We start from the raw sequence: 24,271 nt of genomic DNA on the forward strand, positions 1-24,271 counted from the left end.
TCAGTACGCAGCGCGGTAGATTTTCTCGATATCAGCAGGGCTCAATCTGCGCGGATTGTTGCGCATCAAGCGCTCAATGCCCGCGGCTTCCAGGGCCATGGCCGGTAGCGCATCCTCGGGCACGCCGAAACTGCGCAGGCCTTGGGGGATTTCCACGGCGGTGCACAGCGCGGTCATGGCCTCCACCGCTTTGTCGGCGGCCTCTGCGGCACTCAGTCGCGCCGTCTTCACCCCCATGGCTTCGGCAATGTCCTGCATGCGTTCGACACAGGCCAGCTTGTTCCAGGCCATCACATACGGCAGCAACAGCGCGTTGCTGACCCCGTGGGACACATGAAAGCGCCCGCCCAACGGGTAGGCCAGGGCATGCACCGCGCCCACCCCGGCATTCCCGAAGGCCATGCCGGCCATCAAACTGGCGGTGGCCATGTCTTCCCGAGCCTGCAGGTGCGACGGATTGGCGTAAGCCTTGGGCAAGGCCTTGGCGATCAACTTGATGGCGCCGATCGCCAGGGCATCGGTGATCGGCGAGGCATTCAGCGACAGGTAGGCCTCGACGGCATGCACCAGGGCGTCCACCCCACTGGCCGCAGTGACGCTGCGGGGACAAGTCAGGGTCATCTGCGGGCTGACCAGTGCCACATCCGGCAGCAGGTAGTCACTGACGATGCCCTTTTTCAGCTGGGCTTTACGGTCCGAGAGAATCGCCACATTGGTCACCTCCGAACCGGTGCCGGCGGTGGTTGGAATGGCGATCAGCGGTGGCCCTTTGCGCGGCACCTGGTCGACGCCGAACAAGTCTGCCAATGCTCCGTGGTAACCGGCATAGGCGCCCACGCTCTTGGCGATATCGATGGCACTGCCGCCGCCCAGGCCAATCAGCCCGTCGTGCCCGCCTTCGCGGTAGACCCGCATGCAATCCTCAACGATGGCAATCTCCGGATCAGGCTGCACGCGGTCGAAAATCTCGTAACTGCGCTCCCCCAGCTGCGCCAGGGCCAGCCCCACAGTGCCGGACTTGACCAGCGCGGCGTCGGTGACGATCAGCGGATGGTCGACATCCAGGCGCGTCAGCTCGGCACCGAGCTGCTCGATGGCGCCGGCGCCGGTCAGGAGTTTATGGGCGCTCTTGAAAGAGGAAATACTCATGGGCTCATGCCTCTTGTTAGAAGTGGGGCTGGCACAAGCGTAGCTGGGGATTGGCAATTGTCAGTGCAGGACGCCAGGCAGGCCCACCCGGCCTGGCGTCCTCGGTTGTGGCGGGCTTAGGCCACTTCCTCACGCACCTTGGTCGCGCTCACAGGCGCCGCGCTGGGTGCGGGTGGTGCGTCGGCGCAATCCAGGTCCTTGCTGAAGGTGCGGTCGTTTTCACCTTTGAAGAAGTTCTTGCCGTAAATCAGCAGGCACAGCACCACGCCAATGGCAAAACCCCAGCTCGCGCCCTTGATCGCCAGTACGGCACCGATCACCCCGGCAATCCCCAGGTCACGCTGGCTGCGGGCCTCTAAAATCCCCAGGCGCACACTGACGTAGCCCTGGATCAGCAAGGTCAAGGCCAGCGCCACGCCGAGAATCGGCTGCACCAGGGTCACCACCGGCAACAGCAGCAGGCCGGTGTTGGTGCCCCAGCGGAACGAGCCCATGCCGCCGTAGATCGACTTCATGGCCTTGGGGCCGCCCTTGAAGCGCTCGATCACCACCACCAGCATCGCCGCCCACTTCGGCCCGCACATGGCGATATCCGGACCAAAAATACTCATGAAGGCGTTGCGCCCACCGAAGATCAGGTGCGAACGGTCCGGGTCGTAGTCGATTTTCTCGTCCTTGCGGATCTGCTCGGCTTCATCCAGCAGCACCTTGGCGCTGAGCACGTCGCCGAAAACGATGATGTACACCGCCAGCATGGTCGGCAGCGCCGTGATGAACATCGACAGCGGCGGCATGCCCAGACCGAACACCGTGTAGTTAGTCCACAGCCCCGCGAAGTCCGGCTTGCTGAAGCCCCACTGGATGGTCGGCCACGGCGCTTCGCCAAACAGCGGTGCGATCACCACCGCCAGCAGGATGATCGGCAAGATGCCGAGCTTGGCGAAGTTCCACCAGAAGCGGTTACGCAGCTTGAGCTGGGCAAAATGCTGGGAAAAGATCAGGTAGAACGCGATGCCGATGGCGATGGAAATGGTCCAGGGCAGGCTGTCGAACTTGCCGCCGACCTGGAACACCGCGGTCACCGCGCTGATGCCGGCGCCGACGATAATCCCCGACTTGATCGCCGACGGCACAAACCCCACCACCTTGCGCGCCATGCCGGTGGCGCCCAGGGCAATGGAAAACACCCCGAGCATCAACTGGAAGGCAATCAAGGCATGGACACGCTCCGGGCCCATGGGGAACTGCGAACAGTAGGCCATCAACAGAGGCACCGCCGGGGTGATCCAACCGGGTACCACCGGGTCGCCCAGCAGGTGGTGCGCCAGGTACAACAGGCCATTGAGCATCACCACAGCCAGGGCGATTTCAAACGGCATGCCGAGGAATTCGGTCATCAGGGGAATGGCCGCCAGGTCGACGGCGCACATCAGCAGGCCCTGCAGGTAATCCGGCAGTTCGAGCTTGTAGTGGATAACGGGTAAACGCACCTTGAACGGACCAAGGGGTATATACGGCGACTCGTGCCGTGTATCGGAAGGCGTTGGCATCAACTGCACCTGTCTTATTGGAATTGGTTGCGGTGTAAAACCGCCTGCAGCGGCACGGACCGCCGCAGGCACAGGCCGATCAGTAGGCGGCCCGGTAGATCTGCTCGATATCGGCGGCGCTGAGTTTGCGCGGGTTGTTGCGCATCAGGCGTTCGATGCCGCTGGCCTCGACGGCCATGGCCGGGATCGCATCCTCGGGCACGGCGAAGCTGCGCAGGCCTTTGGGGATATCCACGGCAGCGCACAACGCAGCCATCGCTTCCACCGCTTGATCGGCCGCCTGCTGATCACTCAGCCCAGCCAATTGCACGCCCATGGCCGCGGCGATATCACGGAAGCGCTCGACGCAGGCCATCTTGTTCCAGGCCATCACATAGGGCAGCAGCAAGGCGTTGCTCACCCCGTGGGCAATGTTGAAACGCCCACCCAAGGGATAGGCCAAGGCATGCACCGCGCCCACGCCGGCGTTGCCGAACGCCATGCCGGCCATCAGGCTGGCGGTGGCCATGTCCTCACGGGCCTGCAAATGGTTGGGGTTGGCGTACGCCTTGGGCAGCGCCTTGACGATCAGGCGGATCGCCCCCAGCGCCAGGGCGTCGGTGATCGGCGACGCATTCACCGACAGGTACGACTCAATGGCATGCACCAGGGCATCCACGCCGCTGGCAGCGGTCACGCCCCGTGGGCAGGTCAAGGTCATCACCGGGCTCACCAGCGCGACATCCGGCAACAGGTAATCGCTGACGATGCCCTTTTTCAACTGGGCTTCCTTGTCGGAAAGGATCGCCACATTGGTCACCTCCGAACCGGTCCCCGCCGTGGTCGGGATGGCGATCAGCGGTGGGCCTTTGCGCTTGACCTGGTCCACACCGAACAGCTCCGCCAGCGGGCCGTCATGGCCGGCAAAGGCCGCCACGGCCTTGGCGATGTCGATGGCGCTGCCGCCGCCCAGGCCGATCAAGCCATCGTGGCCACCGGCGCGGTAAGCCCGGGTGCAGTCCTCGACAATGGCAATTTCCGGCTCTGGCTTGACCTCGTCGAAAATCCCGTAGGCACACCCACCCAAGTGGGCCAGGGCCAGGTCGACGGTGCCGGACTTGACCAGGATCGCGTCCGTCACGATCAGCGGGTTGCTGATATTCAGGCGCGCGAGTTCGCCGGCCAGTTGCTCGATGGCGCCTTGGCCAGTAATCAGTTTGTTGGCAATTTTGAACGCAGAAATACTCATCAGCTCGGCCTTGATTAATTGTTGTGGCAAGTGCCGCGCAGGGGCGGCACTCCGAAGGGCTCGAACGCTGTAGAGCGAAAGCTGTGCCAACATGTCGCAGGCCTTGTAGATCAAGGCTGCGGGGGTTCGGAGGAAAAATGACCGGGCAGACGCGATTGTTTTTCTAATCGCTGAGGCGGGTGTTGATCAGCAATCTAATCAGAGTGTTCCCAGCGTTTCATCTTCTGCACCACCGTCGCCTGGCTCACGCCCAGGGCCTTGGCGGCCAGGCGGGTGGTCTTGTGCACTTGCAAGGCCGCACGAATGGCCTGGCGCTCGGCGTTTTCCAGGACCTTGCGCAATAGCAGGCGGCTGTCGTCGGTGTTGCGCGCCTGGCGATCGATGATGTCTTCCGGCAGGTCCAGGGCCTCGATGACCTGGCTGTTGCAGGTCACCACCAGCCGCTCCACCACATTGATCAGTTCACGGATGTTGCCCGGCCAGGCGTAGTCCCCAAGCAACTCCAGGGCCTCCAGACTCCACTGCGCCTGTCGCGAATAGCGCTGGTTGAAGTGCGCCAGGTAGTACTCGAGCAAGGGGCCGATTTCCTCGCTGCGCTCGCGTAATGCCGGAATGCTGATGGGCACCACGTTCAGGCGGTAATACAGGTCGGCGCGGAACTTGCCCTCGGCCACTTGCTGTTTGAGGTCGTGGTGGGTGGCGCTGATGATGCGCACATCGACCTCTTTGAGCTCCAGCCCGCCCACCGGGATAAAGCGGTTCTCCTCGATCACCTTGAGCAGCTTGACCTGCACCGCCAGGGGCAGGTCGCCAATCTCGTCGAGGAACAAGGTGCCGTTGTGGGCCAGCTCCAGCAGCCCGCGCTTGCCCTTGGTTCCGGCACCGGTGAAGGCGCCCGGGGCGTAGCCGAACAGCTCCGCCTCGATCAGGTTCTCCGGCAAGGCCCCGCAGTTCAGGGCCAGGAACGGCTCCTTGGAGCGGCCACTGGCGTTATGGATAAATTGCGCCACCAGGGTCTTGCCGACGCCGGTCTCGCCCTGCAGCAAGACCTTCACATCACAGTCGGCCACCTGCCGAGCCAGGGCGAAGACCCGCCCCGACACTTCCTGGTCGGCCATCAAGGGGGATTGCAGCAGGTTGTCACGCTGACCGGCATGCAGGCGCGCGGTGCTGTTGCGCAGTTGCTTGAGTTGTTGCAACTCGTCGCGCTCACGCTTCATGCGCAGCAGCTCGGTCATGTCGCGCACGGTGCTGACCACATAACGGATGCTCTGGTCGGCGGCGAGAATGGGCGTGGCACTGACCAGCAGCTTCTTGCCTTGGCTCAGGCTCTGCATCACCGACGTCGGCTTGCCGTCCTGCAACACCCGCAACGATGCGGACTGGGAGATCAGCCCGGACTTCACCAGTTCCTGCATCTGCCGCCCCAAAAGGTCGGCGCCACTCAGGCCGGTGAGGCGCTCGTAGGCCTGGTTGACCTTGAGGGTCTTGCCCTGGCCGTCGGTGATATAGACACCGTCATGCAAGGCATTGAGCAGCTCTTCGAAGCTGGCGTCGTTGAAGTTCACCCGTGACTCCACAGTAGGCTCGTGAAGCGCGAAGTTTACGGGTGATCATCGGCCAGGTGTGATTCGGCGGCCCCGACCTTAGTTCAAGGCCGCCCGGGGGAGGTCAGACTTGGGCAGTGCGCAGCTTCTCGCTGCGCCCACGCAGCCATTCCAGGGTCAGCAGCAGGATCACCGAGAAGGCAATCAGCAGGGTCGCCGCAGCGGCGATGGTTGGGCTGAGGTTCTCGCGGATGCCGCTGAACATCTGCCGAGGCAGGGTCGCTTGCTCGGGGCCGGCGAGGAACAGGGTCACCACCACTTCATCGAACGAGGTGGCGAAGGCGAACAACGCCCCACTGATCACCCCGGGGGCGATCAACGGCAAGGTCACCCGGCGGAACGCGGTCACTGGCGAGGCCCCCAGGCTGGCCGCAGCACGCACCAGGTTGTGGTTGAAGCCCTGCAGGGTGGCCGACACGGTGATGATGACGAACGGCACGCCCAGCACCGCATGCACCACGATCAGCGAGAAGAAGCTATTGCCCAGGCCCAGCGGGGCGAAGAACAGGTAGCTGGCCACACCGATGATCACCACCGGCACCACCATCGGTGAAATAACCAGGGCCATCACCAACGGCTTGCCGGGGAAATCGCCCCGGGTCAGGCCGATGGCCGCAAGGGTACCGAAGATCATCGCCAGCACGGTCGCGGCCGGGGCAACGATGATGCTGTTCTTCAAGGCACGCATCCACTCCGCCGAGGCGAAGAAGTCCTGGTACCAGTGCAGCGAGAAGCCCTGCAACGGGTACACCAGGAAGCTCCCCGAGTTGAACGACAGCGGGATGATCACCAACACCGGCAACACCAGGAACAACAGGATCAAGCCGCAGAGAATCCGCAAGCTGTAGAACCAGACCCGTTCGACGGGCGACATGTAAGGGCTCAGCATTTCGATTCTCTCCTTAGCTCAGGCGCAGGCGACTGGCGCCCACCAACCAGCTGTAAATCAGATAGAGCACGATGGTCGCCAACAGCAGCAGCCCACCCAGTGCGGTCGCCATGCCCCAGTTGATGCTGGTGTTGGTGTAGAAGGCAACGAAGTAGCTGACCATCTGATCGTTCGGGCTGCCCAGCAGCGCCGGGGTGATGTAGTAGCCAATGGCGAGGATGAACACCAACAGGCAACCGGCGCCCACACCGGCATAGGTCTGCGGGAAGTACACCCGCCAGAAGCTGGCGAACGGATGGCAGCCCAGGGAAATCGCGGCGCGCATGTACGTCGGGGAGATGCCTTTCATCACGCTGTAGATCGGCAAGATCATGAACGGCAGCAGGATGTGCACCATGGAGATGTAGACCCCGGTGCGGTTGAATACCAGCTCCAGGGGCTTGTCGATCACCCCCATGGCCAACAGCGCGCTGTTGATCAGGCCGCCGGACTGCAAGAGCACGATCCACGCCGCCACCCGCACCAGGATCGAGGTCCAGAACGGCAGCAGCACCAGGATCATCAGCAGGTTGCTTTTGCGCGCCGGCAGGTTGGCCAGCAGGTACGCCAGCGGATAGGCCAGGGCCAGGCAGATGGCGGTGATCACCAGGCCCATCCAGAAGGTCCGGGCAAAGATGTCCAGGTAGATCGCCTGGTCCGGGGTGGCTGGCGCCACTTCACCGAGGTCGTCGATGCGGTGGTCCACGGCGGCCAGCAGGTAGTAAGGCGTCAGGCTGCTGGTGTTGCGACGGATCGCCTGCCAGTAGGCCGGGTCGCCCCAACGCTCGTCCAGGCTTTCCAGGGCTTCTTTATAGGCGCTCGGCTCGGCCTTGAACGGCAGGGCCCGGGCAGTTTTGGTCAGCAGGCTGCGATAGCCGGCCAACTCCATGTTCAGGCGCTTGGACAGGTCGCCCAAGGTTTGATTCTTGCGTGCTTCGGCCAGGTCTTCGCTCAAGGCCTTGTAGGCCGGTTCTGCCGGCAAGCCCCGACCGTCCCAGCCACTGATGGCGGCAACGGTACGCGGCATGCCTGCCACCACTTCCGGGTTACCGACGCTCTTGTACAACAGCGCCACAATCGGCACCAGGAACACCAGCAGCAGGAACAGCACCAGAGGCGCAATCAGGGCTTGAGCCTTCCAGCGGTTGACCCGCTCGGCACGTGCCAGACGCTGCTTCAAGGTGGGGCCGGTGACCGCGTTCAGGGGAACGGTGATGGTCATGACAAACTCCGCAAGACTTTAAACGATGGCGCCGTCACCCAGAGGTGACGACGCAGTTGCAGGGCGCCTTACTTGGCAGCCCAGGCGTTGAAGCGCTGCTCCAGTTGCTCGCCGTTGTCAGCCCAGAAGCTGACGTCGATCTGCACCTGGTTGGCGATGTTTTCCGGGGTGGTCGGCATGTCCTTGAGGATGTCTTTGGCCAACAACGGAACCGCCAGGGTGTTAGCCGGGCCGTAGGCGATGTTTTCCGAGTAGGTCTTCTGCTGCTGTGGCTGGACCGAGAAGGCGATGAACTTCTTCGCCGCTTCCGCACGGTCCTTGGCCAGGCCTTTAGGAATGGCCCAGGCATCGAAGTCGTAGATGCCGCCGTTCCACACCACTTTCAGGTTGCTTTCTTTCTGCACGGCAGCGATCCGGCCGTTGTAGGCCGAGCTCATGACCACGTCACCCGAGGCCAGGTACTGCGGCGGCTGGGCGCCGGCTTCCCACCATTGGATGCTCGGCTTGAGCTCGTCGAGTTTCTTGAACGCGCGGTCCTGGCCATCTTTGCCGGCCAACACTTTGTAGACGTCTTTCGGCGCAACGCCGTCGGCCATCAGGGCGAATTCCAGGGTGTACTTGGCGCCTTTACGCAGGCCACGCTTGCCCGGGAACTGCTTGGTGTCCCAGAAATCAGCCCAGCTGGTCGGTGCGGTTTTCAGCTTGTCGGCGTTGTAGGCCAACACGGTGGACCAGACGAAGAAGCCCACGCCGCACGGCTGGATCGCGCCCTTGACGTAGTCTTCGTTCTTGCCGAACAGGGCCGGGTCCAGTTGTTCGAACATGTCCTCGTCGCAACCACGGGACAGTTCCGGGGATTCAACTTCCACCAGGTCCCAGGACACGCTCTTGGTGTCGACCATGGCTTTGACCTTGGCCATTTCACCGTTGTATTCGCCGGCGACGATCTTGCCGTGGCCCGCCGCTTCCCAAGGTGCGTAGAAGGCTTTGACCTGCGCGGCCTTGTTCGCCCCACCAAAGGACACCACGGTCAGGTCGGGACCTGCCGCCATTGCGCTTGCCGCACCCATCAAGCCCAGTGTCAGGGCGGTGAATTTCAGGGATCTCAACATTTATTGTGTTCTCCACGTGCAGGGTTGGTGTTGCCAGGGGGCGATCAGTTCGCCTCTAGAAGGGGGTCAAGCGCACGAACGTGCTCGACTTGCCAGCCAAGCGGAACCACATCGCCCACCGCCAGCGCAGTATCGAGCTCGGCAATCGGCTGTTTCACGAAGAAGTCGGCCTTGCCGCAGACTTCCAGGCGAACCCGGACGTGGTCGCCCAGATAGATGAACTCCGCCACCCGTCCCGAGAAACGGTTGACGCAGCTTTCACTGGAACCGTTGAGGCTCACACGTTCCGGGCGGATCGACAGGGTCACCGGCTCGCCAATCTTGCCGACGTTGACCGCCAGGGCCTCGACCTTCTCGCCCCGGCCCAGCTCGACCACACAACGGTCGCCGGTGTGGCTGTGCAGCCGGCCATTGAGGCGGTTGTTTTCGCCGATGAAGTTGGCCACAAAAGTGTTTTTCGGTTCTTCGTAGAGGGTACGCGGCGGGGCGATCTGCTGGATCTCGCCCTGGTGGAACACCGCCACACGGTCGGACATGGTCAGGGCCTCACCCTGGTCGTGGGTCACATAGACCACGGTCACGCCGAGGCGCTGGTGCAGGTGTTTGATCTCCATCTGCATGTGTTCGCGCAGTTGCTTGTCGAGGGCGCCGAGGGGTTCGTCCATCAGTACCAACTGAGGCTCGAACACCAGGGCCCGAGCCAGGGCCACCCGCTGCTGCTGGCCGCCGGAAAGCTGGGCCGGATAACGCTGGGCGAACGCCTCGAGCTGGACCATGCTCAGCACGCGTTTGACCCGCTCGCTGATGTCGGTCTTGCTCAGGCCACGTACCGACAGGGGAAAGCCCAGGTTCTCGGACACGGTCATGTGGGGGAACAAGGCGTAGTTCTGGAACACCATGCCGATGTCGCGCTTGTGCGGCGGCACGTTGTTGATGGAGCGCCCGGCCAGCTGGATCTCGCCAGCGGTCGGGGTTTCGAAACCGGCCAGCATCATCAGGCTGGTGGTCTTGCCGGAACCCGAAGGCCCGAGCAGGGTGAGGAATTCGCCTTTGCGAATTTCCAGGTTGAGGTCTTTGACGATCAGGTTCTCGCCGTCGTAGCTCTTTTGCACACCACGAAAGCTGACCAGAACATCGTTGGCCCCAGCACTTGAATCGACCTCGCTCATACCCACACCTTTTGTTTATGACGGCTGTGGACCAAGCCTAGTGGAGGCCGCAAAGCGCGCAAATCGGGGGGTAGGAGAGATTCGCCTCAGCCGGATGGAAGGTTGCGTGTAGGGATTGCCCTACAAGGATGGCGGGATTGGATAAGCGCAGTGGCGAGTGTGTCGCGGCAAGCGGCAAGAACCGGCAAAGGCTTGGGGTGTGGATGTCGTTAATGGATATGTGGCGGCGCCTAGAGCAGTTTGTGTTCCATCGCGTACTTCACCAATTCGGCCAGGGAAGTGATGTTGAGCTTCTGCATCAGCCGCGCTTTGTGGGTGCTGATGGTTTTGCTGCTCAGGGCCAGTTGCTGGGCAATGTCGTTGACGTTGGCGCCCTGGGCCAGGCGCTCGAACACCGAAAATTCGCGCTCCGACAATAAGGAATGCAGGGGCCGGCTGTCCGTCAGGCCGACCTCGAAGACCATGCGGTCCGCCAAGTCCGGGTCGATGTAGCGCCCGCCCGAAGCGACTTTGCGAATCGCCGTCAGCAACAGCGACGGATCGCTGTCCTTGGTGGCGTAACCCGCCGCGCCAACCTTCAGCGCCCGGGCCGCCATTTGCGCCTCATCGTGCATGGACAGCACCAGGATCGCCGGCGGGTTGTTCAAGGCGCGAATGCGTGGAATCGCCTCCAGGCCGTTGACGCCGGGCATGGAGATGTCCAGCAACACCACCTCGCACGGCACATGGCGCAGGGTTTCGAGCAACTGTTCACCGTTGCTCGCCTCACCCACCACGACCAGGTCCTTGGCCAGGCCGATCAGTTGCTTGATGCCTTCACGAACGATGGTGTGGTCTTCGGCTACCAGTACACGAATCACGCAGTTCTCCTTTTTATCAGGGCGTTATCAAAGCAGTGGTTCACGCATCCAGGGGCACCCTGACGCTCAGGGTCGTGCCCTCCCCCAACTCACTGTGCAAGACCAGGCTACCGCCCATGATCAGCACCCGCTCACGCATGCCTACCAGGCCGAAGGACGTTGGCCGGCTGGCGTCGGCGACAAAACCCTGACCATCGTCGCTGATGCTCATGCACAACTCATTGCCCTCCAGAGCCAGGCTGAGTTCGACAGTATGCGCTTGCGCATGCCGCATGACATTGGTCAGCGCCTCTTGAAGGATACGGAACAGGCCGATGGCCTTGGCGTCGCTGAGCACCGGCAAGTTGTCGGGGACCTGGACCAGGCAAGGAATCTGCGTACGCGCTTCAAAACGCCGGGCCTGCCACTCGATGGCCGAAGCGATGCCGGCGTCGAGGATCGGCGGGCGCAGGGCCGTGGCCACGTCCCGCACCAACTGGAACAACTGGGCGATCAGGCGCTTCATGCTGTTGAGCCGCTCGTGTAGCCCCGGATCAAGCTGGGCATAGGCCAGCTCGCACATGGAGGTTTCCAGCTTGAGCACGGTGAGCATCTGCCCCAGTTCGTCATGCACTTCCCGGGCGATGTGGGCCTTTTCCTCTTCACGCACACTTTCCAGGTGCGCCGAGAGTTCGCGCAATTGCTCACGGGAACTGGCCAACTCCAGCTCGATGCGCTTGCTCTCGCTGATGTCCCAGACAATGCCGTCCCAGACAAAGGCGCCGTCATCGAGACGCCGGGTAATGGCCTTGATTTCCGCCCAGCGCTGCTCGCCCTGGCGCGTCAGGATCCGCCCCTGCCAGGACCAATCGCTGTCGGTGTCCAGGGCCTGGTCCTGGGTGCGGTGATAACTGGCTTTGTCGTCGGGATGGACCAGGCTGCGCAGCCCCATGTCCCGGTGGCTCAGCACGGCCGGCGCATAGCCCACCAGGCTCTCGCTGCCTTCGCTGATGTAGGCAAAATCAATCTGCCCGGTAACCGGCGCCCGCTCCAAGCGAAACACCAGCCCCGGCACATTGGCAGCAATGCCTTGCAATCGCGCTTCGCTTTCACGCAGGGCGGCCAGGGCGCGGCGGCGCTCGGTGACGTCATTGAGGTAGACCACCAGGTATTCACTGTCGCGAAAGCGCAGGAAACTCAAGGACACGTCCACCGGCAAAATGCTGCCGTCGGCTTTCACACACTGGGTTTCAAAACTCTGCGCGCCCTCCTCGCTGGATCGGGCGCGCTTCCACAGGTTCAGCCAACGATCCATGTGCAGGTTGGGCTCGAAGTCGATCAACGGCCGGTCAATCACAGCGCCCGCCACGTAACCGAGCATCTCTTCGGCAGCCCGGTTGGCATAACGCACATGGCTGTCCCAGTTGACCCAGAGAATGCCCACGGTGCTCTGGTCAATGGAGAACTGGGTCAGGCGCAGGGCTTCTTCACCGGCCGCGCGAAAGGCAATGTCCTCCCGGGCAGCCAGCAAGCTCTGCTCCAGGCTGCGTTGCTGGCGACGCTGCCAAACCACAATGGCCATGCTGGCCAACAGCAACACCAGGGCGATCAGGCTGAGGTTCTGCCAAAACCCCGGCGACTCGGCCAACCGCGGGTACTTGGGTTGCAGCCAGCGGTTGTGCAGTTGCTCCAGCTCTTTGGCCGGCATCGCATGCAAGCCGTTCTCGACGATGCTGGCTAACTCGGGCCAGTCGCGCCGGGTGGCAACACGCAGCAGTTGCGGCAGGCCGATATCGCCGACCACCGCCAGCTCGGCGAACTCCGGCTCACCCGAGAGCCGGCTGAGCTGGGCCTCATCGACCACCGCGTAGCGCGCCTGCTGGCTGAGCAGCAATTGCAGGGCCTGGCGCTCCAGAGGGACGCCCTGCAGGTTCAGGTTGGGATAGGTGACTTTCAGGTAATCGGCCACGGTGCTGGGCATGCGCACGGCGACCCGGGACTGGCTATCGAGCTTCTCCAGTTCCACCGCGCCGGAGCCTTTACGCTCGCCTACTACCAACTGCGGCACACGCATATAGGGGTCGCTGAACATCCACAGGCGCAGCCCGGCCGGGGTTTGGCTCAGCCCCGGCGCCATGTCCACCTCGCCCTCGCGCAGGGCTCGCTCCAACTGGGCCTGGTCAGGGAAGTTGCGCCAGCTCAGCTCGACCTTGAGCGCCTTGCCCAGCCATTGCATCAGCTCGACGTTGGCCCCGGAAAGGCGTTGCAGGCGGCGGTCGTACAAAGCGAAAGGAGCCTGCAACACCAGGCCCACCCGCAGTTCCTTGTGCTGTTCGAGCCATTGCTGCTGCTCCTGGCTCAAGGGCACGGCGGCACCGGAGTGGCCGGTGCCGCCCAGGCCATCAAGGGAAGGCAGAGACAGCCGATAACCAACAGGCAGCGCATACGCATCATCTGAACTCTCACCCACTGACAAATACTGACCAACCCATTAGGCTGCCGGGATTACTTCTGGCCTGGAATATCCGATGCCCTTTGTCTACCGCTCGGCACTGCCCGCATTGTGCCTGTCGCTGATCCTGCCCTGTGCCTTTTCTGTCAGCGCCGCCGAACCGGCACCCGCCGCAACGGAAAAAGCCGCCGAGGAAAAACCCCAGGAACGTCAACCGCTGCTCGAGCGCAGCCAGGAAGATGCCACGGCCCTGGAGCGCCAGATTCCACCCCAGGAACAACAGCAACTGCAAGCGGGCGGCGACACTTTCCTCGCCCTGTGGAAGCCCGCCAACACCAGCGACCCGAAGGGCGTGGTGATTATCGTCCCCGGGGCCGGGGAAACCGCTGACTGGCCGCAAGCCATTGCACCGCTGCGCAACAAGTTGCCGAACGCCGAGTGGAGCAGCCTCAGCCTGACCCTGCCCGACCTGTTGAGCGACGCCGCGCAAGCACGGGTCGTCGAAACGCCTGCGCCTGCCCCTGACGCCAAGGTTGCCAGCAGCAAAGACGCCAGCACCGAAGCCAAGCCCATCGAGCAGGTCGCCGGCGGTGAAGCCGATATTGCCGACCGCGCAGTGGTCGAGAGCGCCGACGAACAGGCCAAGGCCGACGCGGAACGGCTCTTTGCCCGCATCGACGCGGCATTGGCCTTCGCCGAACAACAGAACGCCCGCAGCATCGTCTTGCTCGGCCATGGCACCGGCGCCTATTGGGCGGCGCGCTACCTGAGCGAAAAACAACCGGCCCAGGTGCAGAAGCTGGTGATGGTCGCGGCCCAGACACCGGCCATCGGCAAGCCGGAGCTGGCGGCCGTGACCCCGACGTTGAAACTGCCCACTGCGGATTTTTTCTACAAGGACCAGCCCCAGGCGCAAAAAGCTGCGCTGGAGCGTTTGCAAGCCAGCAAACGGCAAAAGGCCGCGGACTTTACCCAGATCGCCCTCAAGGCCTTGCCGGGCAATAGCGCCGCGCAGCAAGAGCAACTGTTCCGGCGCATACGCGGCTGGTTGAGCCCGCAAAACGTCGAAAGTTGAACCCAACCGCCCGTAGCGCACCTGCAGCCTTAGCTGGCAGGCGCGCCACGAGCGACGCGGTTTAACGAAAGTCCCGGCGCTGGCGGATCAACGTGTAGGCGCTGTGCAGTTCACGGGTCTTCTCGGTGGCCTCACGCACCTCATTGGCGGTGGCACCGGTGCCGGCAATCTTGTCCGGGTGGTGCCGACTGAGCAGGCGTCGATAGGCTCGCTTGATCTGCGCCGGCTCACTCGTGGCGGAAACACCGAGCAGGCGCAACGCATCCTGATAACTCCCGGCACTGTTGGTGAGCGGTCGCTTGTTGGGCTCATAGTCATGGGCCAAGGCCTGAACCTGCGGCGCACTCCACCCCAACCACTTGCCCCATAGCAGCAGCAATTCACGCTCGGCGCTGCCCGCTCGCCCATCGGCCCAGACCATGCGCCAGCACGCGCGCAACACGCCCTCTGCCGCATGGGGCTGAGCCCCGAGGCGCCGCAGGTAACCGCGCAAACGATCATTGCCCGACTTACCCCGGTTGAACGCCGCAATCGCCCGACGCTGGGCCGACTCGGCCATTTCCAGGGCGCGCATTTCCTGGCGCGCCTGCTGGATATGCCCATCCACTACCCGACCATCACTTTTGGCCAGGCGCCCCAAGAGCACGAACAGCAGTTCATCATTGCGCAGCGCCGGACGACCGCCCAAGCGCTCGCGCACATGGGCCCAGCTGTGCAACTGCAGGCGCCGATCCAGCGCCTGCCCCAATAACGCGCCCAATATGGCCCCCGGAATACTGGCGATGGCAAACCCCGCTCCGGCTCCAATCAGAGTCCCTGGCCATAACATCTCAGCGACTCGCTTCTAGCAGCTGTTCAACCTCGGCCAGACGCTCCAGGGTGCCGACATCCACCCAGTGACCGCGCAACGTCTCGCCAGACACCTGGCCGTCCGCCATCGCCTTGCGCAGCAACGGCGCCAGCTTGAACGCCCCCGCTGCGCAACCGGCAAACAACTCCGGGTGCAACACCGAAACACCGCTGTAGGTCAGGGTCGACTCGCCCAGCTGCGGCTCGCACACCTCGTCCTCCACCAGGCTGAAGTCGCCTGCAGGGTGATGGGGGGGATTGCTCACCAACACCAGATGCGCCAAGCCATGGATCGGCGCGTGCAAGACGCTGAAGTCGTAGTCGGTCCAGATATCGCCATTGACCACCAGGAACGGCTCATCCCCCAGCAACGGCAAGGCGCGGAAAATGCCGCCGCCGGTTTCCAGCGGCTCGCCCTCGGGGGAGTACTGGATACGCACGCCCCAGCGCGAACCGTCCCCCAGGTAATCCTCGATCTGCTGGCCCAGCCAGGCGTGGTTGATGACGATGTCGGTAAACCCCGCAGCGGCCAGTGCCCGCAGGTGGTACTCGATCAACGGCACGCCGCCCGCGCGGATCAGGGGCTTGGGTGTGGTCAGGGTCAAGGGGCGCATGCGCTCGCCCTTGCCTGCCGCCAGGATCATTGCCTTCATGAGTCGGCTCCGACCGAGGCGCGCAAACTGGCCAGCAGCTCACCCAGCTCCGCCAACTCCGGCCGACGCAGCAACACGGCTTCTATATAAGCAAAGAAACGCGGCACGTCGGCCAGGTAGCGCGGCTTGCCGTCGCGATGGCAGATCCGCGCAAAAATCCCGATGACCTTGAGGTGCCGCTGCACGCCCATCAAATCGCTGGCGCGCAGGAAGTCGTCGAAGTCCGGCTGGACCGGAATACCCCGCTCACCGGCCTGGCGCCAGTAAGCCTCCAGCCAGGTGCGCACTCGCGCCTCGGGCCAACTGAGGAAGGCATCCTTGAACAGGCACGTGACGTCATAGGTCACCGGCCCATAGACCGCATCCTGGAAATCCAGCACGCCCGGGTTAGGCTCGCTGAGCATCAGGTTGCGCGGCATGTAGTCGCGATGCACCAGCACCTTGGGCTGGGCCAGGGCGCTGTCGATCAGCAGGTCGCTGACCCGCTGCCATTGGCCACGTTGCGCGGGGTCGAGCTCGACTCCCAGCTCGCTGCCGACGTACCACTCGGGGAACAGCTCCAGCTCGCGGCGCAACAGCGCCACGTCATAACTGGGCAGCGGCGCCTGCATCGGCAATTGCTGGAAGGCCAGCAACGCAGTCAGGGCGTCGTTGAACAAGGCATCGGCATTGTCGCTGTCGATGACGTCGAGGTAGGTCTGATTGCCCAGGTCATTGAGCAAAAGAAAACCGCGGGCCAGATCCTCGGCATAAATTTTCGGCACATTTATTCCCGACGTGGCGAGCAAATGGGCGATATCGACGAAGGGTTTGCAGTTTTCCTGAGGCGGCGGCGCGTCCATCACCACAAAACTGCGGCCCTCGCCCTGCCAACGGAAATAACGCCGGAAACTGGCGTCACTGCTGGCCGCGGTCAATGTGGCCGGGGGCACTGCACCCCAGCCTTGTGCTGCATAAACGATTGCCAACTGCTCATCGAGCCAAACTTTCAGGTGTTGCAAGCGTACATCTTGGTCAGGCATTGCAAGGGTCTCCGACGGCGCTAGCCGTCAAGCGGGTCATGCTTTATTATCCAGCATCTTTTTCAGACCATCGAGAGGCGTGCGGCCCCCACCGCGGGCAGATGGCACGCAGGAAGCCCGGACTAATAAGATGGCATTGAAATCCCCCGCGTTTCGTAAAAAATTTCCGTTGTTGGTTACCGGCGGTTTGCTGGCCCTGCAACCTCTAGCCACTTCCTTCGTGGTCGCCGCGGAACAGTATGACTGCTCAGTCTCTGCTTCGGGTGGCTGGGCCTGCGCGCCGAAAAGCAACGCCGCCCAGCTCCCTCCGCGTCCGGTGCATGACGTCGGCGTCGCTAGCTCCACTGGCGAAACCCCGGCTGACAGTGGCTCCACCGCCGAAACGGGCAACAAGCCCGTGCTGGTCACCGAAGCCAAAGGCCGTGGCCTGAAGTCACGCAGCGAAGACTACAGTCACCTCGACTGGGTACCGCGCGAGAAGCTCACCGCCGCCCAACTGGCCGAGACCGGTCCTTACTGCTCTGGTTCCTATATCGAACCGATTCGTCCTGGCATGAATGACAAGACGAGTAAAAGTGACGCCCCGACCTTTATCGGCGCCAAGGCTTCGCGTTATCAGCAGGAAGAGCAAGTCGCGACCCTGGCCGGTGACGTGGTCATGCGCCAAGGCAGCATGCAAGTCGAAGCCGACGAAGCCAGCCTGTACCAGGCTGAAAACCGCGGCGAGCTGAACGGCAACGTGCGCGTACGCGACAACGGCGCCCTGCTGGTCGGCGACCACGCCGATGTGCAGTTGGACACCGGCGAGGCCAAGGTCGACAACGCCGAATACGTCCTGCACAAATCGCGAATCCGCGGCAGTGCGCTGTACGCCAAGCGCGCAGAGAACGCCATCATCCGCCTCAAGGATGGTACGTACACCTCGTGTGAACCGAACAGCAATGCCTGGCAGCTCAAGGGCAACAACATCACCTTGAACCCGGCCACCGGCTTCGGTACCGCGACCAACGTGACGCTGCGGGTCAAAGACATTCCGGTGCTCTACACCCCGTACATCTATTTCCCGATTGACGATCGTCGTCAGTCCGGTTTCCTGCCGCCGACCATCGGCACCGGCAGCGATACCGGCTTCACGATGGTGACGCCGTACTACTTCAACCTGGCACCGAACTACGATGCCACCGTCTACCCGCGCTACATGAGCAAGCGCGGGCTGTTGATGGAAGGCGAGTTCCGTTACCTGACCCAAAGCAGCGAAGGTCAGTTCGGCGCCGCGTACCTCAACGACGACGACACCGAGCGCAAGCAGCAGACCGACTACGAAAAAACCCGCTACATGCTCAACTGGCAGCACAAAGGCGGGCTTGATTCGCGCCTGATGACCGAAGTCGACTACACCAAGATCAGCGATCCGTACTACTTCCAGGATCTGCAATCGGAACAGATCGGCATCTCCACGTCGGACTACGTCAACCAGCAAGCGGTGGCCACCTACCGGGGCGACAGCTACACTGCGCGCCTCAATGTGCAGGCTTATGAGCTGGCGAGTGTTTCCAACATCACGCCTTACAACCGCCTGCCTCAGCTGACCCTTGACGGGACCCTGCCTTACCATCCGGAAGGCCTGGACTTCACCTACAACACCGAACTGGTGCGCTTTGAGCGTGATCTGTATAGCGGCACCTATACAGACCAGGACGGTGTAGAGGCTGCTCGCCTGGACACCAACGTCGCCGGCCTGGCTCGCGCCAACGGCGATCGCCTGAACTTGAAGCCTGGTGTCAGCCTGCCGCTGAACTGGACGTACGGCTACCTGACCCCATCGGTCAAGTACATGTATACCCAGTACGAGCTCGACCTTGACGGCCAGGGCAAGCAGGATCTGCTGACCAACCGTAACAACTCGGCGTCCCTGGGCGAGTCCTTCAGCAGTTCGCAAAACCGTGGCGTGCCCATCGTCAGCGTCGACAGCGGCCTGTACTTCGACCGCGACACCCAGTGGTTCGGTACCAACTACCGGCAGACCCTGGAACCACGCATGTTCTATCTCTATGTCCCGGAGAAGGACCAGAACGACATTCCGGTGTTTGACAGCCGCGAATACTCGTTCAACTACGCCTCCCTGTTCCGCGAGAACCGTTTCTCCGGTTCGGACCGTGTCGGCGACGAGAACAAGCTGTCCCTGGGCCTGACCAACCGCTGGATCGAAGACAACGGCTTCGAGCGCCAGCGCATCAGCGTCGGCCAGGCCCTGTACTTCAAGGACCGCACTGTCCAACTGCCAGGCATCAACTACCGCGACCGCGACGAAGCCACTTCGGACGTTTCGCCTTATGCCCTGGAATACGAGTTCCGCTTCAACCGCGACTGGCGCGCAACCGCCGAGTACAACTGGGACCCGGACACCCACAGCCCCCGCTCGGGTAGCACCATGTTCCACTACCAGCCTGAAGATAATCCGAACAAGGTTATCAACGCCGGCTATCGCTATCGCAACGACATGGTTCGCTACGACCAATCGACCGGTAAGTGGACCACTGGCAGCGACTACGGCACTGCGGGCCAACCTGGCTACGTGAAGGACTACTACAAGATCCAGCAGCACGACTTCTCGGTGATCTGGCCGATCGTGCCGCAATGGAACGCCATCAGCCGCTGGCAGTACGACTACAACCGCAACCGCACGCTGGAAGCCTTCGGTGGTTTCGAGTACGACAACTGCTGCTGGAAACTGCGCCTGATCAGCCGTTACTGGGTCAAGTATGACGAGTTCAGTCAAGACGCTCCGGAGAACGAAAAAGGCGACCGCGGCATCTTCCTCCAAATTGTTCTGAAGGGACTCGGTGGCGTTATGGGCACCAAGGTAGAGAGCTTCCTCGACAAAGGCATCCAAGGTTATCGTGAACGTGAAGACCAAGCTTTCTGATTGTCTGCGCCCGCTGATGCTGGGCGCGCTGTTCCTGAGTACCGCGGCCAGCGCCGCGGTGCAGCCCATCGACAAGGTCGTGGCCATCGTCGACAACGACGTGGTCATGCAGAGTCAACTGGACCAACGGGTTCACGAGGTTCAGCAAACCATCGCCAAGCGTGGCGGTGGCGTGCCGCCCACCAGCGTCCTGGAACAACAGGTACTGGAACGCCTGATCGTCGAGAACCTGCAACTGCAGATCGGCGAGCGCTCCGGCATCCGCATCACCGATGAAGAGCTGAACCAGGCCATCGGCACCATCGCCCAGCGCAACAACATGAGCATCGATCAATTCCGTGCGGCCCTGGCCCACGACGGCCTGTCTTATGAAGACGCCCGTGACCAGGTCCGTCGCGAGATGGTCATCAGCCGTGTACGTCAGCGCCGCGTCGCCGAACGCATCCAGGTCTCCGAGCAAGAAGTGAAAAACTTCCTGGCTTCCGACTTGGGCAAGATGCAGCTGTCCGAAGAACTGCACCTGGCCAACATCCTGATCCCAACCCCGGAAAGCGCCAACTCCGAAGCGATTCAGGGTGCCGCGCGCCAGGCGATGGAGGTCTATCAGCAACTCAAGCAAGGCGCTGACTTCGCCCAGATGGCCATCGCTCGCTCCGGCAGCGACAACGCCTTGGAAGGCGGCGACATGGGCTGGCGTAAGGCCGCTCAACTGCCACCGCCTTTCGACCGCGAGCTGAGCGCCATGTCCGTAGGCGATATCACTCAGCCAGCGCGTACACCTGGCGGCTTCATCATCCTCAAGCTGCTGGAGAAGCGCGGCGGTGGCAATCAGGTGCGGGACGAAGTCCATGTTCGCCATATCCTGATCAAACCAAGCGAAATCCGCAGCGAAGAAGAGACCAAGCGCCTGGCGCAGAAACTCTACGAGCGCATCGAAGCCGGCGAAGACTTTGCCGAACTGGCAAAAAGCTACTCGGAAGACCCGGGCTCCGCACTTAACGGCGGCGACCTGAACTGGATCGACCCGAACGCCCTGGTGCCCGAGTTCCGCGAAGTGATGGCCAAGACCCCGCAAGGTCAGCTGTCCAAGCCGTTCAAGAGCCCGTATGGCTGGCACGTCCTGGAAGTCCTTGGCCGTCTGCCACCGACAGCACCAGCCAGGCCCGCGAGCAGCAAGCCATGACCGTATTGCGTAACCGTAAATACGACGAAGAGCTGCAGACCTGGTTGCGTCAGATCCGCGACGAAGCCTACGTCGAGATCAAACTTCCTGGCGCTGACCAGGCGGCACAGTGAAACCCCAGCGTTTCGCTCTGACACCCGGCGAGCCGGCCGGCATAGGTCCTGACCTGTGCCTGCTGCTCGCCTCGCAACCCCAGCCTCACCCCCTGATTGCCATTACCAGCCGTGACCTGCTCCTAGAGCGGGCCGCGCAGTTGGGTGTGGCGGTCAGGTTGTTGCCGGTCACCCTGGACAGCCTGCCCGATGCACCCGCACCGGCAGGCAGCCTGTATGTCTGGGACACCGCGCTGGCCAATAGGGTGGTTACCGGCCAGCTTGATCAGGCCAATGCCGCATTTGTCCTCGAAACCCTGACCCGCGCAGGCCAAGGCTGCCTGGATGGGCATTTCGCCGGGATGATCACGGCCCCGGTGCACAAAGGCGTGATCAACGACGCCGGCATTGCCTTCTCCGGGCACACCGAATTCCTCGCTGACCTGACCCACACTCCGCAAGTGGTCATGATGCTGGCCACCCACGGCCTGCGCGTGGCCCTGGTGACCACTCACCTGCCCCTGCGAGAGGTGGCCGACGCCATCACTGCAGAGCGCCTGGAACGAGTGACGCGCATTCTGCATGCCGACCTGCGTGACAAGTTCGGCATCGCCCAGCCACGCATTCTTGTCTGCGGGCTCAACCCTCATGCCGGCGAAAGCGGGCATCTGGGCCATGAAGAAATCGACATTATCGAACCCACCCTGGAGCGTCTGCGCAACGAAGGCATGGACCTGCGCGGTCCGCTGCCCGCCGACACTCTGTTCAACCCCAAATATCTGGAGCACTGCGACGCGGTGCTGGCGATGTACCACGACCAGGGCCTGCCCGTGCTGAAATACAAAGGTTTCGGCGCCGCAGTCAATGTGACCCTCGGTTTGCCGATCATCCGCACCTCAGTCGACCACGGCACCGCCCTGGATCTGGCCGGTAGCGGCAACATCGACACCGGCAGCCTGCAAGTCGCCCTGGAAACCGCCTACCAGATGGCCGAGACCCGTTTATGACCGAGCATTACCAACACCGGGCGCGCAAGCGCTTCGGCCAGAACTTCCTGCATGACGCTGGCGTGATCGACCGTATCCTGCGCTCCATTCACGCCAAGCCAGATGACCGCATGCTGGAAATCGGCCCGGGCCAGGGTGCGCTCACCGAAGGCCTGCTCAACAGCGGCGCCCAACTGGACGTGGTGGAGCTGGACAAGGACCTGATCCCGATCCTCAACCAGCAGTTCGCCGGCAAGAGCAATTTCAGCCTGCACCAAGGCGACGCCCTGAAGTTCGACTTCAACACCCTGGGCGCTGCACCGAACAGCCTGCGAGTGGTCGGCAACCTGCCCTACAACATCTCCACGCCGCTGATCTTCCACCTGCTGCAGAACGCCGGGCTGATCCGCGACATGCACTTCATGCTGCAAAAGGAAGTGGTCGAGCGCCTGGCAGCCGGCCCGGGTGGCGGTGATTGGGGGCGTTTGTCGATCATGGTCCAGTACCACTGCCGCGTGGAGCACCTGTTCAACGTCGGCCCAGGTGCGTTCAACCCACCGCCGAAAGTCGACTCGGCCATAGTACGCCTGGTCCCTCATGCGGTGCTTCCGCACCCGGCCAAAGACCACCGCCTGCTGGAACGCATTGTTCGCGAAGCCTTCAACCAGCGCCGCAAGACATTGCGCAACACCCTCAAGGCCCTGCTCTCGAGCGCCGAAATCGAAGCCGCCGGCGTCGACGGCAGCCTGCGCCCGGAACAGCTCGACCTGGCCGCCTTCGTGCGCCTGGCCGACAAGCTCAGCGAACAGCCCCTCGAGAAACCCAGCGCCGACTGACAAGCCCTGATGGTTATCGGGTAGGACGCCAGGCGCGATGTCTGGTTTACTACCCGGTACTTGACCTAGACTGATTCCCGTCAGCTTCGTCCCGCGCTCCGCTTTGTTTTAAAGGCCCCTTGCATGTCCGATCCCCGCTATCAGGTCGACGTCAGCGTCGTCACCCGCTTTCTGGCAGAACAATCGCAACCCGAGCACAGCCGCTTCGCTTTTGCCTACACCATCACCGTGCAGAACAACGGCTCCCTGGCTGCCAAGCTGCTGTCGCGGCACTGGGTGATCACCGACGGTGACGGCCATGTCGAAGAAGTGCGTGGCGCTGGCGTGGTTGGCCAACAACCGCTGATCGCAGCGGGCAACAGCCACACCTACAGCAGCGGCACCGTGATGACCACCCGCGTAGGTAACATGCAAGGCAGCTACGAGATGCTCGCCGAGGACGGCAAGCACTTCGACGCTATCATTGCGCCGTTCCGCCTGGCGGTGCCCGGAGCCCTGCACTGAGATGACGACCTACGCTGTCGGTGATCTGCAAGGCTGCCTGGAACCGCTGCAGTGCCTGCTCAAGCAGGTCGCCTTTGACCCTGCCAAGGATCACCTGTGGCTGGTGGGCGATCTGGTCAACCGCGGGCCCCAGTCCCTGGATACCCTGCGTTTTCTCCACGGCATGCGCGACTCGCTGGTCTGCGTGCTGGGCAATCATGACCTGCACCTGCTGGCTGCCTGGCGCAATGTCGAGCGCTTGAAAAAAAGCGACACCCTGCGCGAGATCCTCCAGGCGCCTGATGGCGAAACCCTGCTGCAATGGCTGCGCCAGCAGAAGCTCATGCACTATGACGAACTGCGCGAAGTGGCCATGGTTCACGCCGGCATTCCTCCTCAGTGGTCCCTGAAGAAAGCCCTCAAATGCGCCAGCGAAGTCGAAGAGGCGTTGCAAGACGACAACCTTTTCGAGCCCTACCTGGATGGCATGTACGGCAACGACCCGGCGAAGTGGGACAACGACCTCAAGGGCGTTACCCGGCTGCGAGTGATCACCAACTACTTCACCCGCATGCGTTTCTGTACCAGTGACGGCAAACTCGACCTCAAGAGCAAGGAAGGGGTCGAGACCGCCCCACCGGGATACGAGCCCTGGTTCCAACATAAAGAGCGCAAGACCAAAGGCCTGAGGATCATCTTTGGCCACTGGGCCGCCCTCGAGGGCAAATGCAGCGAACCTGGCATCTTCGCCCTGGACACCGGCTGTGTCTGGGGCGGCGCCATGACCCTGCTGAATGTCGACACCGGCGTACGCCTGAGTTGCGACTGCGACACTCAGGGCCATGCCGCACCTCTTCCGCCCACCCCCATGCCCGTCACGGCCGAGCGCCCATAACGCGCCGCCAACCAA

Annotated in this window: 18 protein-coding genes and 2 pseudogenes; 7 read left to right on the forward strand and 13 right to left on the reverse strand. The window is 62.7% G+C overall.

Annotation, left to right across the window (positions count from 1 at the left end; all coding sequences use genetic code 11):
* The 10 genes and pseudogenes from M1B34_RS15680 to M1B34_RS15725 all read right to left on the reverse strand — a co-directional run bounded on the left by M1B34_RS15680 (position 1) and on the right by M1B34_RS15725 (position 13,258).
* Positions 1-1,149 (reverse strand): iron-containing alcohol dehydrogenase, encoded by a 1,149-nt coding sequence (locus M1B34_RS15680; protein ID WP_268263549.1) that lies wholly within the window; start codon positions 1,147-1,149, stop codon positions 1-3.
* Positions 1,150-1,265: 116 nt separating this feature from the next.
* Positions 1,266-2,699 (reverse strand): hypothetical protein, encoded by a 1,434-nt coding sequence (locus tag M1B34_RS15685; RefSeq protein WP_268265585.1) that lies wholly within the window; start codon positions 2,697-2,699, stop codon positions 1,266-1,268.
* Positions 2,700-2,778: 79 nt separating this feature from the next.
* The gene (locus tag M1B34_RS15690) at positions 2,779-3,927 is read right to left on the reverse strand and encodes an iron-containing alcohol dehydrogenase (protein ID WP_268265586.1); all 1,149 of its coding nucleotides are present in this window, start codon (positions 3,925-3,927) and stop codon (positions 2,779-2,781) included.
* 194 nt (positions 3,928-4,121) lie between these two features.
* Positions 4,122-5,495, reverse strand: coding sequence for a sigma-54 interaction domain-containing protein (locus tag M1B34_RS15695; RefSeq protein WP_268265587.1), 1,374 nt, complete (start codon positions 5,493-5,495; stop codon positions 4,122-4,124).
* A gap of 103 nt (positions 5,496-5,598) precedes the next feature.
* Positions 5,599-6,423 (reverse strand): ABC transporter permease, encoded by an 825-nt coding sequence (locus M1B34_RS15700; protein ID WP_123327452.1) that lies wholly within the window; start codon positions 6,421-6,423, stop codon positions 5,599-5,601.
* A gap of 13 nt (positions 6,424-6,436) precedes the next feature.
* Positions 6,437-7,684, reverse strand: coding sequence for an ABC transporter permease (locus M1B34_RS15705; protein WP_123327453.1), 1,248 nt, complete (start codon positions 7,682-7,684; stop codon positions 6,437-6,439).
* 68 nt (positions 7,685-7,752) lie between these two features.
* On the reverse strand, positions 7,753-8,796 hold the full coding sequence (locus tag M1B34_RS15710) for an ABC transporter substrate-binding protein (RefSeq protein ID WP_268265588.1): 1,044 nt from the start codon (positions 8,794-8,796) through the stop codon (positions 7,753-7,755).
* A gap of 44 nt (positions 8,797-8,840) precedes the next feature.
* The gene (locus M1B34_RS15715; RefSeq protein ID WP_123327455.1) at positions 8,841-9,965 is read right to left on the reverse strand and encodes an ABC transporter ATP-binding protein; all 1,125 of its coding nucleotides are present in this window, start codon (positions 9,963-9,965) and stop codon (positions 8,841-8,843) included.
* Between the two features lie 230 nt (positions 9,966-10,195).
* Positions 10,196-10,825, reverse strand: coding sequence for a response regulator (locus M1B34_RS15720; protein ID WP_123327456.1), 630 nt, complete (start codon positions 10,823-10,825; stop codon positions 10,196-10,198).
* A gap of 40 nt (positions 10,826-10,865) precedes the next feature.
* Positions 10,866-13,258: pseudogene (locus M1B34_RS15725) on the reverse strand (PAS domain-containing sensor histidine kinase).
* Positions 13,259-13,332: 74 nt separating this feature from the next.
* Between M1B34_RS15725 and M1B34_RS15730 the strand changes: the two are divergent.
* Positions 13,333-14,331 (forward strand): alpha/beta hydrolase family protein, encoded by a 999-nt coding sequence (locus M1B34_RS15730; RefSeq protein ID WP_123327458.1) that lies wholly within the window; start codon positions 13,333-13,335, stop codon positions 14,329-14,331.
* A gap of 61 nt (positions 14,332-14,392) precedes the next feature.
* Here the strand turns inward: M1B34_RS15730 and M1B34_RS15735 are convergent, their stop codons facing one another.
* Genes M1B34_RS15735 through M1B34_RS15745 form a run of 3 tightly spaced genes read right to left on the reverse strand, consistent with a single transcriptional unit; the run spans position 14,393 to position 16,855 of the window.
* Positions 14,393-15,160: a DnaJ domain-containing protein gene (locus M1B34_RS15735; RefSeq protein WP_123327459.1), complete on the reverse strand. Its 768-nt coding sequence runs from the start codon at positions 15,158-15,160 to the stop codon at positions 14,393-14,395.
* A 1-nt stretch (position 15,161) separates the two neighbouring features.
* Positions 15,162-15,833, reverse strand: coding sequence for an N-acetylmuramate alpha-1-phosphate uridylyltransferase MurU (gene murU, locus M1B34_RS15740; RefSeq protein WP_268265589.1), 672 nt, complete (start codon positions 15,831-15,833; stop codon positions 15,162-15,164).
* Positions 15,830-16,855, reverse strand: a complete 1,026-nt coding sequence (locus M1B34_RS15745) for an aminoglycoside phosphotransferase family protein (RefSeq protein ID WP_123327461.1) — start codon at positions 16,853-16,855, stop codon at positions 15,830-15,832. The genes murU and M1B34_RS15745 overlap by 4 nt, the downstream gene beginning before the upstream one ends.
* A 130-nt stretch (positions 16,856-16,985) precedes the next feature.
* Between M1B34_RS15745 and M1B34_RS15750 the strand changes: the two genes are divergently transcribed.
* The 6 genes and pseudogenes from M1B34_RS15750 to M1B34_RS15775 all read left to right on the forward strand — a co-directional run bounded on the left by M1B34_RS15750 (position 16,986) and on the right by M1B34_RS15775 (position 24,256).
* Positions 16,986-19,781: an LPS-assembly protein LptD gene (locus tag M1B34_RS15750; protein WP_268265590.1), complete on the forward strand. Its 2,796-nt coding sequence runs from the start codon at positions 16,986-16,988 to the stop codon at positions 19,779-19,781.
* Positions 19,762-21,077, forward strand: a pseudogene (surA, locus tag M1B34_RS15755) (peptidylprolyl isomerase SurA). Before M1B34_RS15750 ends, surA begins: the two are co-directional and overlap by 20 nt.
* The gene (pdxA, locus tag M1B34_RS15760; RefSeq protein WP_268265591.1) at positions 21,074-22,063 is read left to right on the forward strand and encodes a 4-hydroxythreonine-4-phosphate dehydrogenase PdxA; all 990 of its coding nucleotides are present in this window, start codon (positions 21,074-21,076) and stop codon (positions 22,061-22,063) included. The pseudogene surA and the gene pdxA overlap by 4 nt, the downstream one beginning before the upstream one ends.
* Entirely contained in the window at positions 22,060-22,878 is an 819-nt protein-coding gene (gene rsmA, locus M1B34_RS15765) for a 16S rRNA (adenine(1518)-N(6)/adenine(1519)-N(6))-dimethyltransferase RsmA (RefSeq protein WP_123327465.1), read from the forward strand. The genes pdxA and rsmA overlap by 4 nt, the downstream gene beginning before the upstream one ends.
* 123 nt (positions 22,879-23,001) lie before the next feature.
* Positions 23,002-23,382 (forward strand): Co2+/Mg2+ efflux protein ApaG, encoded by a 381-nt coding sequence (gene apaG, locus M1B34_RS15770; RefSeq protein ID WP_268265592.1) that lies wholly within the window; start codon positions 23,002-23,004, stop codon positions 23,380-23,382.
* A 1-nt stretch (position 23,383) separates the two neighbouring features.
* Positions 23,384-24,256 (forward strand): symmetrical bis(5'-nucleosyl)-tetraphosphatase, encoded by an 873-nt coding sequence (locus M1B34_RS15775; RefSeq protein WP_123327467.1) that lies wholly within the window; start codon positions 23,384-23,386, stop codon positions 24,254-24,256.
* Positions 24,257-24,271: the final 15 nt, after the last annotated feature.

The sequence above is a fragment of the Pseudomonas morbosilactucae genome (genome assembly GCF_023241715.1).
Lineage (GTDB): Bacteria > Pseudomonadota > Gammaproteobacteria > Pseudomonadales > Pseudomonadaceae > Aquipseudomonas > Aquipseudomonas morbosilactucae.